The organism is Vibrio sp. 397, assembly GCF_033339395.1.
Taxonomy (GTDB): Bacteria; Pseudomonadota; Gammaproteobacteria; order Enterobacterales; family Vibrionaceae; genus Vibrio; species Vibrio alginolyticus.
Genome location: NZ_JAWOUN010000007.1, coordinates 255,593 through 269,243 on the forward strand (window position 1 = coordinate 255,593; position 13,651 = coordinate 269,243).

11 protein-coding genes and 3 pseudogenes are annotated in these 13,651 nt (G+C 41.5%); 5 read left to right on the forward strand and 9 right to left on the reverse strand.

Annotated features, from left to right (window positions below; all coding sequences use genetic code 11):
- Nucleotides 1-133: 133 nt before the first annotated feature.
- On the reverse strand, nucleotides 134-1,462 hold the full coding sequence (locus R7P36_RS13725; RefSeq protein WP_318122183.1) for a hypothetical protein: 1,329 nt from the start codon (nucleotides 1,460-1,462) through the stop codon (nucleotides 134-136).
- 559 nt (nucleotides 1,463-2,021) lie between these two features.
- Here R7P36_RS13725 and R7P36_RS13730 point away from each other — a divergent pair.
- Both R7P36_RS13730 and R7P36_RS13735 read left to right on the forward strand, forming a co-directional pair.
- Nucleotides 2,022-2,461 (forward strand): annotated as a pseudogene (locus R7P36_RS13730) (transposase); the annotation flags it as partial.
- Nucleotides 2,462-2,548: 87 nt separating this feature from the next.
- Nucleotides 2,549-3,010: a hypothetical protein gene (locus R7P36_RS13735; protein ID WP_213899713.1), complete on the forward strand. Its 462-nt coding sequence runs from the start codon at nucleotides 2,549-2,551 to the stop codon at nucleotides 3,008-3,010.
- A 231-nt stretch (nucleotides 3,011-3,241) separates the two neighbouring features.
- On the opposite strand, the gene R7P36_RS13740 is transcribed toward R7P36_RS13735, so the two are convergent.
- From R7P36_RS13740 to R7P36_RS13755, 4 genes and pseudogenes are all read right to left on the reverse strand, one after another.
- Nucleotides 3,242-3,508 carry a hypothetical protein gene (locus R7P36_RS13740; RefSeq protein ID WP_005379032.1) on the reverse strand — a complete coding sequence of 89 codons (267 nt, stop codon included), beginning with the start codon at nucleotides 3,506-3,508 and terminating at the stop codon, nucleotides 3,242-3,244.
- A gap of 578 nt (nucleotides 3,509-4,086) precedes the next feature.
- Nucleotides 4,087-5,007 carry an IS5 family transposase gene (locus tag R7P36_RS13745; protein WP_083135829.1) on the reverse strand — a complete coding sequence of 307 codons (921 nt, stop codon included), beginning with the start codon at nucleotides 5,005-5,007 and terminating at the stop codon, nucleotides 4,087-4,089.
- 80 nt (nucleotides 5,008-5,087) lie between these two features.
- Nucleotides 5,088-5,189: pseudogene (locus tag R7P36_RS13750) on the reverse strand (short-chain dehydrogenase); the annotation flags it as partial.
- Between the two features lie 361 nt (nucleotides 5,190-5,550).
- On the reverse strand, nucleotides 5,551-6,207 hold the full coding sequence (locus tag R7P36_RS13755; protein ID WP_169644330.1) for a LysE family translocator: 657 nt from the start codon (nucleotides 6,205-6,207) through the stop codon (nucleotides 5,551-5,553).
- Between the two features lie 179 nt (nucleotides 6,208-6,386).
- Here R7P36_RS13755 and R7P36_RS13760 point away from each other — a divergent pair, with 179 nt between their 5' ends.
- On the forward strand, nucleotides 6,387-7,292 hold the full coding sequence (locus R7P36_RS13760) for a LysR family transcriptional regulator (RefSeq protein ID WP_014204414.1): 906 nt from the start codon (nucleotides 6,387-6,389) through the stop codon (nucleotides 7,290-7,292).
- 526 nt (nucleotides 7,293-7,818) lie between these two features.
- On the opposite strand, the pseudogene R7P36_RS13765 reads toward R7P36_RS13760, so the two are convergent.
- The 4 genes and pseudogenes from R7P36_RS13765 to rbsK form a co-directional block, all read right to left on the reverse strand.
- Nucleotides 7,819-8,248: pseudogene (locus R7P36_RS13765) on the reverse strand (type I restriction enzyme endonuclease domain-containing protein); the annotation flags it as partial.
- A 112-nt stretch (nucleotides 8,249-8,360) separates the two neighbouring features.
- Nucleotides 8,361-9,377, reverse strand: coding sequence for an aldose 1-epimerase family protein (locus tag R7P36_RS13770; protein WP_174208768.1), 1,017 nt, complete (start codon nucleotides 9,375-9,377; stop codon nucleotides 8,361-8,363).
- Between the two features lie 50 nt (nucleotides 9,378-9,427).
- Nucleotides 9,428-10,756: an L-fucose:H+ symporter permease gene (gene fucP, locus R7P36_RS13775; RefSeq protein ID WP_213900131.1), complete on the reverse strand. Its 1,329-nt coding sequence runs from the start codon at nucleotides 10,754-10,756 to the stop codon at nucleotides 9,428-9,430.
- Between the two features lie 83 nt (nucleotides 10,757-10,839).
- Complete coding sequence (gene rbsK / locus R7P36_RS13780; RefSeq protein ID WP_213900132.1) at nucleotides 10,840-11,769, reverse strand: ribokinase; 930 nt, start codon at nucleotides 11,767-11,769, stop codon at nucleotides 10,840-10,842.
- A gap of 216 nt (nucleotides 11,770-11,985) precedes the next feature.
- On the opposite strand from rbsK, the gene deoC reads away from it, so the two are divergent.
- Entirely contained in the window at nucleotides 11,986-12,645 is a 660-nt protein-coding gene (gene deoC, locus R7P36_RS13785) for a deoxyribose-phosphate aldolase (RefSeq protein WP_213900133.1), read from the forward strand.
- A gap of 43 nt (nucleotides 12,646-12,688) precedes the next feature.
- A complete protein-coding gene (locus R7P36_RS13790) occupies nucleotides 12,689-13,528 on the forward strand; it encodes a DeoR family transcriptional regulator (protein WP_250155025.1) in 840 nt (279 codons plus the stop codon).
- Nucleotides 13,529-13,651: the final 123 nt, after the last annotated feature.

Below are 13,651 nucleotides of genomic sequence, written 5' to 3' on the forward strand. Positions count from 1 at the left end.
ACAATGTACGCAACGAATAAATTACATGCAAAGGATATCCGCTTGAAATCTGTTGTAATGCTAGAGCTATTTCAGGAATAGAGCTTACAGATGTGCTTCCTCCAATATTGGCGACACCGGAATCACGTAAGCCTTAAAGCCATGATCCAATTGCAGACAAATCCATATAAGGGATATCCACCCACCGATCACCTTCGACAGGGCAATTGCTTAGCAACCTGTTAGGCAACTTAGAGCTACTGACCGGCTGAGTTCCAAAGACAATTGTTACGCCTTCTGGAACTGGTAGAATTCTATTTATTAAATGTTCTAATTGAGATATATCAGACCTCTCTCTCCATACATGGTCCAATCCATCCACAATTAGTATAAATTTTTTCCCTTTTTTGCTTGCCTCCTCTCCTACACGAACTAGCCACTTATCTATATTCTCTGGTGATTCATCTAGCCCAACCCACGAAATCATTGGGGAGTTTTTGATTTGCTTAATAATTGATGATGCGGCGTTAAAGAAAGAAATCCTATCGTCCAGACTTTGAAGGCCCAGTGAATAATGATGTCGCACTGCAGCAACATTCTTAGCCTGTAGATTTTCATACAAATAGGAGAGGTAGGTGCTTTTTCCCATACCAGGAGCGCCCGACACAACCCAAGCTCCCCCCGTCTCTAGCTTATTAGTAACATCTTGATGAAAATTCATTGTTGGGGGGAGGTATTTTTCAGGTATATCAAAATACTGAGAGAGATCCCGGCTGACTCCTAGACTCAATAAGCTGTGTAGGTCCTCAAACCTTATGCATCCATCAGCCGAAGGCTCTCCTTTTCTAGTAGCCCATCTCTTTACTTTGGATAAAAATCTGTGCCAGCCCTCTTCGTTAGTGTGGTCTGGAACTAAAGAGTCATGAAGCTGATTCTCTAGATTATCAATCGTTGGTTGGCTATGTATAAAGTTGAAATTGTTGAAGAACTCCTCAGCCTCGGCCTTTCCACCTAACTGGGATTCAATAATCTTCAGGTGCTCATTTGGAATACTGCAAAGGTCGATCATTCCATTTTTCAAGCATGCAGAAACTTCAGTGTCCGGCCTTCTATTTGTTATTAGCTCGGCTTTTCCCAGTTGACTATTCTTAACCGCTTCAGTTAAGTCTTTGAACCACTTTTGAATTAGAGAAGTGCCATTCCCTGTACGATACGTTAGCCAATCAAAACTAAGTGTAAGATCTTCTCTGTTCGCATCAATTGTGAACTTAACCTGGGTTAGCTCGTATTTTCCGTCTGCTCGAAGGGCAATAACATCATCTAAGCTGGATACCTTTGCGTCAGGTAATGAGGTACTTTCTACTTTTACCCACTGATATATATCCCTATCGTGATACCAGTTAACCAATATCCTTATACATACTAGGTCCTGATATTCATACCCAAGACGGGTTAACTGAGTGCTTTTGATTGGAGGATTCATGTGAGTTGGTATTCCTTTGTGCTTCTCATTGTTCACAAGGATGCTTAGCGCGACCCCTGCGGAGAGCAGAGTGTGTTGCTACTCCATGCGTCGTTGACTTAATTCAAATCTGCTTTAGAACGATTGATGGCTTTATCCAAATTATCGTTGATTTCTGGAATAGACGGAAAAGTCATTGGTTCTGTTCCGCAAACAATTTTTGGACATCTGCTAAATTAGCTACTATCCAAAATTTAACGTACAGAAACTATTACATGCTAATGCATTGAAAAAACAAGACAAAGTTAACATTATTTGCAGAAAGATGAATAAATCTCTTCAATTCAAACAATTACAAAGTGTAGGCCGTTTTGGTAGCGGTATTGTCTGACTCTATTTCCACATTTTTAGAATAACTAAAAGTAACTCAAATTGTGCTTTGGGGAGCTGATAATCTAGCGTTCGTATCTTATTTGGGGCAAAGGCGTGTTTGCTATAGGCAGTTCATATCACCTCTGTCAACTTAAACCGACAGAGAAAAAAGTGACAAACTTTCTTGTAAATGAACGAACTATCAACAAAAGGGTTCCTGTTCTTGGTTGTCATTATCGACTGGTATAACTGTAAGGTGTTGTCCTCGCGGTTATCGAACACCATGGGTACAAGTTTTATGTATCGTGGCTCTCGAAGAGGTGCTCCAATACTACGGACCACCCGATATCTTTATCCGATCAGGGCTGCGAGTTTACTAGCACTGAGTTCACACAGAGGTTGCTCAATCAGGGGGATATGGATCAACATGGACGGAAAAGGTCGCTGGATTGACAATCTTTTTATTGAGCGACTATTGAGAAGTCTGTAATACGAGGAGATTTGCTTAAAAGATTACAGCACACCCCGTGAAGCAGAGCTTGAAATCGGGCACTACATGGTGTTTTATAATGAGGAGCGTAAACACCAGGTACTCAATGACCTCACCCTGATTAAGTCTACTTTGACAGACAGAGCTACGCTGCATGAGCTGGTTCAATCACTTAAGATATTGGCTTATGTGTCCAGCCATTGGGCTTCACTTCTCTAATCCGTTCATAAAAATAAGTTTCGTAGATGCGTAAAGATAACTTATACACCTTTGATAGCTGGCCTGTAGGTACACCAGAACGCTTAATACACGGCTATTGGGAGTTGGGCGTAATGAGGCTTCACACATTTGATAGTGAATGCGGTAAAGAACTTCAAGATACGTACAATCGCATTAACCATGGACTGGGAGCTAGTGTTGTGTACATCGACCTAACTTCAATGGGAGATGGTTATCGATACAAGTCAGAAATCTTAGATGTCATTCGAAGTGATCAGCAAACATGGGTGTGGTTCGTAGGCTGTAGAGCGCTTTTGGAGAGTTCGTTGGCGGGTTGGTTACGCTCTGTTTTGACGACATACAACCTAGACCACGTTCGAGTTGCTTTTGTGCTTGATAGCCGTGAGCAATTCAACCATATCTTTCAGGATTACTCAGCTCCGTTTTATCAATCTACCATAGCTCTGGATCTCTCAAAGAACAGTTAGGCTTATTCTTAGTTACTATTAAATATTTACTCTGCGCTTTAGCTAGTTCGTATAGACCCAGCCCTAAATGATCCAATTTAAGTGACTAAAGCGTAGCTTTTACGCTCATATCATCGCTAAATCTAACTTTTGTTATTTTTCGGTCGGGTGGCAATTCAAACAAATGAGAAGTTGATACACTTGGGGCATTTTTGATTCTGGTGATTAACTCCGAAACACAAACATACTGGTTCACAACTCATCAATATCAACGTCAATTTCTGGGGAGTTTTCTCTTTGCTTAACTAGTTCTCGGTCTTGTTCATCTTCCTCAAATTCAATTCGTGAAGAGTCAAAAACATCACGTCGTTCAACTAGAAAGTCAATATCCGCCTTATCCGCACCTTCCGAATAAGCCCCCCAATCTTTTTCACTTGTAGTCACGAATTCATCGGTGTGCGCAGTATGACTTGTTAAACCTTCTAAAAGGTCTTTTTCTGACAGCAGTTTTTTACTCATAACTTACTTCTCGATTCAAAAATGACATTAGATAATTTATAGCATAGTGAGCAGCTAGAAATTAGCTCTGAAACAAGGAAAGGGGCAGTTCTGCGTTACGATGATCTACCCCGTCAGCAAGCCGTTGGACAGAAGTTTGTTATTGGCTTTGCTAAATTAGCACTTTACGGATTATCTTAGGTATCGTAAAACTTCCAACCCACTCAGTAGTCAAGTTTACTTTTCTACTACAACCAACGGGGCGGATACGGTAAAATTAGTTCAATTATTTTTATAACTTTCAATCAACTACGAAGAAGTTAAGATGTCATTGCATAAGAAATTTACGATTGCTGCTCTTAGTCTAGGTATGGTATCTGCCTGTTCATCAGTAGACAGAGCAATGATGTTTGGAGGATATATCATGAGCGAGAAGGGCTACGATAATATTTCTAGTAGGATTGCTTTTACTGAGAGTTGTTACCAACATGCTTACATCAATGAAACCCAACACCGTCTTATGTATAAATATATAAGTGATGAGAGGCTTTGTTGCGTAATTCAGACGAGAAACCAAACCTCCTAAAGTTGAGCGACTTTTATACAATATACTGAGTTTCAGGCATACCAAGCCCTGTAAGTTTGTTCAGTGCTTTGATCATGGCGTAAGTCTCGCCAACCTGAGCGTTGTAATTTCTTAGACTTAATTTCCCACCTAGCAACTGTTTTACTCGGTACATTGCGGTCTCTGACAGAGAGCGCTTATGATAGCCATACCGCTTTTTCCACTTCTTGTTGGAGCCGCAGAGCTTCTGGCAACCTACCGCTAAGTTACGAGGATGTCCTTGCTCCCAGAAGGCTGCTCCTTCTCTTGGCGGGATGAGCGGAACAGCTCGCTTGATCCATATGGCATCATGGCAATTCCTTGTGTCATAAGCGCCATCGCCTGATATCTCAATGATTTTACGACGTGTTTGCTTGAGTAAGTTGGGGAGCACTTCGGCATCAGTTACGTTAGATAAGCTCAGCTCTGCTGCGACTATTTCGTGGGTGCTTGTATCTACCGCGATATGCAGCTTACGCCAGACTCTTCGCTTCCCATCAGTTCCATGCTTCTTGACCTTCCATTCACCTTCGCCATAAACCTTGAGGCCAGTGGCATCAATGGCCAGATGTTGTATTGCTCCTCTGGTTTTGGTTTTAAATGAAACCTCAACTTCCTTAGCTCGGCGGCTTATACAGGTGTAGTGTGGGCAAACAAGCGGGATGTTAGCCAGCTTAAATACTGAGTCTAGAAAGCCTTGCAGCGCTCTCAATGGCATGGAGAAGACGCGCTTAACCATCAGTGCGGTAGTAATGGCTAAGTCGCTGAATCGGCGAGGTCTACCACGCTTGCCTTGTTTGTTTTGCTTCCACTCAGCTATCGCTTCCTCATCAATCCAAAAGGTCAGAGAACCACGGTTGATTAAGGATTTATTGTACTGCTTCCAGTTAGTTGTTTTGTAACGAGGTTTAGGCATGAGGCTACGACGATTGATGGGCGTAGCCGCTCAGATCGTAGTTTCTTGATTTAGTTCCATCGAATTACGCAACAAAGCCTAGGTTTTCCTTTTAGCTCCAAACGAACCGACTCAATTAATCCTTTGACGGCCCATTTCACTGCACAATACGTAGACTCTTGCGCTTTAGGTTGTTGCGCGGATTAGGCTGACTTCATCAGCCTCCTCGACAGAATCAGAGCAAGGGATACAAGACCATGAATGCACCATAATGCTAAAGCAATCTTATTGGTCACTTTCGGATTCAAAATCCGTTGCCTTCGGGCGTGGCTAACTCACTTTTGGACAAAGGCGTGTCAGTGGTTCTTCTGATTTAGCTATCATCGAATAACTTTAGATATCCCAAAACGCAATCAGGCACCACTGAACGCAGTGCCTGAGATGGAAGAAAATGGACAGAATCGTGCATCCTCGAACTGAGGTTCTAGGTTAATTTAATGCAGAATTCACAAAAAAAACATGCATTAACTCGATCATGTACAACTAACTTTTTCCAAACTTGAGCTAGCTAGGTACCGATAACAGAAGCAATTGTTGAGAATTATAAAACACTCCACCCACAGCTACAGCCAATAAGAACCCCTCACATAATCCTTCAATCCAGCGCGAGTTAAATGCTTTTGACCACCATTTAGCGCACAAAATGTAAAGAGAGAGAATGCTTGCATCAAATAGCACCCAGATAGATGACAATGTTATTACGCTGGTAGAAAAATTGTGTGTCACTGCAATAAACTGCGGAAAAAAAGCGACAAAGAATAAGATATCTTTCGGGTTGACTACCCCAATAATAAAACCTCTGACTAACCCACTATTTTTGGTGGTTTCGTTGAGAGTTGATGTTGATTCATTATCTATATTGACATTTGGTAACTTCCTTATTGTGAGTAGTTCCGATATCGCGCCGAAGCCAATATAGAAAGAACCAGCAATGCCCAATAAATATAGATAAACGGGAGACAAGTGTACTACACCAGCTAAAGTCAATACTGCAATCGTCATTAACAGCAAGGACGCTCCATTGGTGCCTAGCAAAGTCATAAATGCTTTGCGCTGTCCTTCGCGGGTTGCTGTAGAAATAAGCAGAGCAACGACTGGACCGGGAGTGATAATTAGCAGTAGAACAGCGAGGCTGTAGGTGGCGAGTAATGATAGATTCATGGTGTGTTTCTTCCTGTGGAGATACTTGATTGCCTATAGATGAGTGAAACTCATTCTTTCGAATTTCATTAGTTCGATTTAACTTAACGAAATAATCCTATTATGTAAGGCTTAATCAATGCTGAAAAACGGAAAAAACTGTATATTATTATGAGTAATACTCACAATGGAATACAGACATGACATTGCCTCCACTGTATGCGTTACGGGCATTTGAAGCAGCTGCCCGCTTAGGATCTTTTTCTAAAGCTGCTGAAATACTTAACGTTACACCTGGTGCGGTAAGTCGCCATGTGCGAACGCTGGAAGAATGGTTTGAATGCAAGCTGTTTGAACGACATGGCCCGAAAGTATTAATTACTCCCGCTGGTAACTCTCTGGCCAGTCAACTGACGGAAAGTTTCCAGAGCCTGGAAAATGCCTGTTACTACTTTGGTCGCAACAATCGGCAACTGCGCTTAAAAGCGCCATCCACACTGACCATGAGCTGGTTACTGGACGCATTGAGGAGTTTTCGAGATGAGCACACCGTACCAATTATTGAAATTGTAAGTGTATGGATGGATATTGACAGCGTGGATTTTGTCCGAGAACCCTACGATTGCGCCATCTTGCTGGGACAGGGTAATTTTGGTACAGATACCGAATGCCTTCCGCTGTTTGAAGAGCTGCTGATTCCCGTCTGTTCACCAGCGTTACTGAGTGAGGCTCAATATGATTTAAGCGCTTGTGAGCTAATTCACCCAACTTCGGACCGCCGTGACTGGCGGCGTTGGATAGACCGCACTGGTTATTATAAGTCTTTGAACATTAATAAGGGCAAGGTGTTCGATACTCTTGAGCAAGGCAACCAAGCGGCCATCAGCCGCCATGGTATCTCTGTTGGAGATTTGTTACTTAGTCTGAAAGCGATTGACACCGAGTTACTTGCGTTGCCATTTAAGCAAGCGGTGGTGACTGGTGATAGCTATTATCTTGTCTGGCCTAAAGGTTCAGTTAAAAGACAATACATCGATTTACTCTATCAGTGGCTCAAGTCTTCAGCACCTGGTCCATTGCCTGACGAGGTAACCTGTCTAAATTGATAAACAGGGGACTAGGAAAGCTAACAAAACTAGCTGACGTTGTTAACTCGGTCCTGAACTATATCGTGCATGGAGTGCTGACCCTATATCTTGTGTAATCCCAAGGTCTAAATAGTATGAAGAGCCTAGCTCATTTCATGCCCACCTCCAAGTTACACCTTTCAACTTAAGTGCATAATAATGCAGGTGATGATTTCTGGCTGGACACACCGTTTTGACAGAAATTGGGAGATTCCGTTCAGCGCCATTCTGGTATCTGCGATAACCTCACGTATGGCAAACTCAGAAGAGTAATCCGCTGCTGAGCAATCGCACTAAGCAGGAATGGGGCACTTTCAAGTTAGAAAGTGCCACAGGTAAAAATTCAATCCGAGAAGCTTTTGGACATTTATTGCTTGGTTATAAAACTCTAATTCGTTCTGATTAGATTACTTTTTTTTGACCAAAAGATGTAATCATCTGGACGGCTATCAAACAAGTTATGCATAGATATTCAAAAGGCAAGGTTGATAGCTTACTTTTGTCATTATTTGTAACACGCGTCAGCGAGAACCTCTGCTTGCTCAAGTACAAGTTTGATAGTCTCCTCTGCGGCATCTGGCGGATACGTCCAGCCGCGTAACAGTCGACAAACTAAGTTACGCATACGAGCACGGACACTTTCACGCTTCTGCCAGTCAAGCGTTGCTGAATTACGAAGCTGAACTGTTAACTCTATAGCGAGGTTTCGCAAAGCATGATCGCCAAGTTCATGTACTGAGGCCTCGTTTTCAACCAAGGCCCGGTAGAACACCATCTCATACACTGAAAGATTTAGCTTATCAAGTAGCTCTTTATCTTCATGCATCTCTTTTGTCCACTGGAATCAGTTCTTCGATGACCAGAGCGGTTTCGATGCTGAGGTTGTGGCATTTGTTCAGCGTTGTCAGAATGCGGTCTAAGTGAACTACATCGTTTATATGCAAATAAGTAGATTCATAGATTCTTACTTTTTTGTCTACAAAATGGCTTTCAAACTAAAAAAACAGCCAAACAAATGGCTGTTTTTTTACATCACACCGCAAAGTTTTATTTTTCAACAATGCCTGTTTTCACTGTAAACTCTCTCACTTCCTTTGGTTGCAATTGAATCAACGTACCGTTTTTCTCAGCGGCTAAGTAACCTTCTGGTCGACAAGTTGCAGGCAGGACATAGGCTCCGACTTTTTGGTCTCCGTTGTACAAGATCCAACGCGTCGCATAGTTGAATTCTGTCGTATCAAATCGAGTAATTAACGTCTTGCCATTCGGTATTGTCATTTCAAACTCAGCATTGTCAGTATGCTGGGACAAGTCATCCATAAAATAGACGATTTCAGGATCATACATGTCTGGTGAAGAAAGCTGTTGAATGGGTGCTGATTGCGCTTTGAGTGTGTCGTTAAAATCGAGCCATTGTTGTGTTGGCTTAACATGGCCGGGAATCGATTTACGCAACTTAACCGCACTATCCGGAATGTTTTGCGTCATCTTCGCCTCTGGGAAGTATGCCGTATTCATGTGACACATATACTGTAGTGGCATTGGGACCGAAGCTAAGTTTTGCACTTTCATTTTAATCTCAAACATAGACGCCCCCTTCTCAATAGAAACTGACGGAGTCGCTAAGTAGTGGTCTCCAAAACCCATTACATACTCATATTCACCCTTTAGAGTAATTTGATATTCATCGACTTCTAACCATGCTTTATCCATATTAGCACACGGCATTTCACCGTGCAGCGGGTGATCATCTTCAGGACTTGGACAGCCATTTCTAATCATGCCAGAATGGAAAGCGAAACATCCGTATGTGGCTACAATCTCATTGTTTGGTTTCGGCTCCGAAAACATGTTCTCCATACAAATGTCTTCACCTAGAAATTTCGCATCCCAAATCATTTGCCCCATGTAAGGCAGAATTGTTAAATAACCTTTCGCATTTTCGATTTTTAACCCTTCGACCCCAGAGTTATATTGGAACGCTGATACTTTAAAATCCTCAGATTGAATTAAAATTGTTTCTTGCTGATTAAACTGTGCTTTGTTTAGTGGAATGATATACATAAATCTTCTCCGGAACAGAAAAGCCACTTATAAAGTGGCTTTTTGCTACATTAATTTGTTTGTTCTGCTAATTGAGTCTGTTTTTCGCTTTGGTTCTTATTTTTCATTTCACCTAAGAAATAATAACCAACGTATCCAAAGCAAATAAAGTTGACCAAAAACGAAAGCTGCATGCCAATAGCGTCAGCCACCAAACCTTGAATAGCAGGTACCACTGCTGCGCCTACGATCGCCATAACAATGACAGCTCCCGCTGTTTCCGTGTATTCGTTATCTACCGTATCTAATGTACCAGCGTAGATAGTTGCCCAACAAGGACCGAACAAAACACTCACACCAACAGCTACGTATACCGCGCTAAAATCGTGAACTAGAGATACATAAGCAAGAAACGCCATACCAATCACAGAATAAGCAATGAGTACTTTCTCAGCAGAGAATTTTGTCATCAGGATGTTGGCAATAAATTTACCTATAAAGAAACACACGAATGAGTACACCATATAGTTTGATGCTGCGCGTTCGTTGATATCAGCCATTTCTAGTGCTAAACGTATCGTGAACGACCACACCGCGACCTGCATACCTACATATAAGAACTGTGCAATGATGCCTTTTTTGAAGCGATTATTAGTCGATAAATACTTAAGCGTTTTACCAATAGAAGGGGCTTTTTTACCACTTTGTTGAGCCACTTTACATTTCGGGTATTGAGTGAACATAAACAACGCTAACACACCGATAAGAATGAAAATGATGTACTTATAAGGCTTCAGCGTATGTTCTAGCATCTCTAGACGGAACGCATGAATCTGATCTGGAGACATCGCCGCCATTTGTGATTCTAAGCTCGCACCGTCTTGGAAAATAAGGTACTTACCAAGCAAGATACCCGCAATAGCGCCTATTGGATAGAAAGTTTGGCTGATGTTCAAGCGCAGTGTTGCATGCGATTTTGGCCCCAACATTGAAGAATATGTGTTCGCCGCTGTCTCCAGAAAAGACAAACCCACTGCAATAGAGAAAATCGCTGCTAGGAACATAGTATAAGTTGCCATATGAGAAGCAGGGAAAAATGCAGCGCAGCCAAAGATATAAAGCGACAAACCAATCATAATAGCCACTTTATACGACGACTTTTTAATGACTAAAGAAGCAGGGATCGCAATTAAAAAATAACCGCCATAAAAAGCACTTTGTACTAAGGCGCTTGCAAAGTTAGATAATTCAAAAACAGATTTAAATTGAGTAATTAGAATATCGTTTAATGCAGCCGCACACCCCCATAAAGGAAAAAGGCAAGATAATAGTATAAATTGAAATACTGGTGTTCTATCCAAATAGCCATCAGAGCCTTGGATGGTATTATTTTTTATCATTGTAGGGTTCCTTAAAGAACAGGTTATCTGTAGCTCATTAGAAATAATGAGCCAGTTTTAATTGTTAGTTCAGACCGTTAGTATTATTTAGAGTGCTTTGTTTCAAACTCTTCGAATTGTTCAATGCTCGGATAAGAGAACTGTGTTCCTTTTTCCGTCACACTGAATGCAGCAAACAGTGAAGCTTTTTCTAAGGACGTCTGTACATCACCAGTTTGCATGAAGTAGTGAGAGAAGCAGCCAATGAATGCATCACCCGCACCACTGGTATCCACTGCGTTTACTTTGGTTGGCTCAATGAATACGTCTTTACCATCTTTGCTTAACCAAAGTGCACCTTTCGAACCCATGGTAACGATGATGTTGTTCAAACCTTTATTTAGAAGAATGGTGGCGGCTTCTTTAATCTGTTCAACCGTTTCAACAGGCTTGTTCACTAGAATTTCTAGTTCAGTTTCGTTAGGCACAAAGAAGTCACAACGACAAGCATATTCAATATCAAGCTCAGGTACTGCAGGCGCAGGATTTAGCAATACTGGAATACTATGCTTATTACCAAATTCGATGGCAGCATAGACAGTTTCTAGTGGTACTTCTAGCTGAAGTACAATCAAACTGCACTCCACCAAGGTACTTTCCGCTTTATCAATGTCAGCTGGTTTTAAAAACTCATTCGCTCCTTTAATGATCAAAATAGAGTTCTGAGATGTGGAACTAACAAATATTGGCGCCACACCGCTTGAAGTCTGAGGTACTTTGCTCACATATTGAGTATTGATGCCGTAAGATTGAAAGTTTCGAATTGTATTGTCGGCAAACATGTCGTCACCCACTTTACTTACCATTACAACATCCGCTCCCATTTTCGCGGCGGCTACGGCTTGGTTAGCACCTTTACCACCACATCCCATTTTGAATAATGGAGCTTCTAATGTTTCACCTTCTTTTGGCATACGGTCTGTGTATGAAATGAGATCGACCATATTTGAGCCGATAACTGCAATTGTTTTCATGTTTAACTTCCCTTACTAATGTTATAAAACTAACATTAATCGATCTTTATGAGTATTTACTGAGATTAGGATCACTTAAATGATGTTAACGCCTATTAAGCAATGAAAAAACCAGCACTAAATCACACTTATAGGTTAATATGATAACATTAAAACTTTGAAATGTTATTAAAGTAACATACACTCTAATCCAAGATTAACGCATAGGGTAACAACATGAATCACTATATTGACCACACACTATTATTGGCTAACGCCACAACTAACCAAATCAACACACTCTGTGATGAAGCCCACGAACACCAGTTCTTCTCTGTTTGTATCAATCCTGATTTTGTTGAGCATTGCGCCGAACGCCTAAAGACATCAAATGTTAAGATCTGCACAGTTATCGGTTTTCCTTTAGGGGCAAACACCACTGCTGTTAAAGTGTTTGAAACTCAAAATGCAATCTCGTTAGGCGCTGATGAAATTGACATGGTAGTGAACATCAGCGATGTCTTAGACGGTGAGTGGGATGCTATTGAAAGAGAGATTGCCGCTATAAAAGAGGCATGTGGGCCGAAATTGCTCAAAGTCATCTTCGAAACCTGCCTACTCACCAACAAACAAATTGTTGAACTGTGTAACATTAGCAAGCGTGCTGGTGCTGATTTTGTGAAAACATCAACAGGTTTCTCAACAGGTGGTGCAACTGTTGAGCATATTAAGTTAATGCGTGATACTGTTGGCAAACAAATGGGAGTAAAGGCATCTGGCGGCGTTCGCACCAAAGAAACAGCACAAGCAATGATTGACGCTGGGGCGTCTCGAGTTGGCGCTAGTGCGAGTGTGAGCATTGTCACGGGTGAAGCTCCAACGACGAATGGTTACTAAGAGTAAGAAGCCTTCGGCTGTAAAAGGCCGAAAATGGAGAAACATGGTTACAAAGCAGTTAGAAAGACTTCGACGAATTGAAGCATGCCTAAAACACAGCGACAAAATTCATTTGAAAGAAATCGCCCGCCTTTTAGAAGTGTCAGAAATGACAGTTCGTCGTGATTTAAGCTCCAATGCTGCTCATTCTTTTCCTCTTGAATACTACGGCGGATATATCCGTCGTGGTGATCCAATCGTTCATGATGAAGTTACGGAAGATCTTGAACAGATGTCTTCGAAAGTATCTTCTCAGGCGATTCCACTTCAGAAAGCGCGCAATACAACAGTTTTCCCTCCAGTCAAAGTGAACAACTATATCTCGGCTATCGTTTCTGACTTTATAGAGATGAATGATGTAGTGTATTTCGACAACGGAGTACTTAACGCTGACATTATTGGTTCAATACCCGATCATGTGAAATTTACAGGTGTTACTGCTTCTATGAATGTCTTTTTGGCATTAAAGAATAAACCTAACTGTAAGTCTATCTTGCAAGGCGGCGATTATAACGCTGTACATGATATCTTCGTCTCCACCTCTAATGATGTGCTAACACCTATGATATTTCAGAAAGTGTTTATTTCGTCCGCAGGTGTTCACGATAGGTTTGGCGTGACAGCTTCGGATATGTTGGTAGCAAACATTGCGAATCTGGTTATGGAAAGGAGCATGAAAAAGTATCTGATAGTAGAAAAGAAAACTATCAATCAAACCGCCACATACAAAATCGGTAACTTGCTAAATTTCCACTATTTGATCTCTGATGATGCCTTACCTCATAAGCTCGAAGCGGCTTGTAATGAAGCACGACTGCAGGTTCTAACCCCACCGGTTGATTAAATTGGTGAGAAAGAGTGGAGGCGGTTTTGTCCCGAAGCGACTTTGCAAACATAGAAACTCACTATTTTTGCATAAATATTATTATCGTTACATGAGCTGTATTTGGGCAAATTTCAGTAGTTC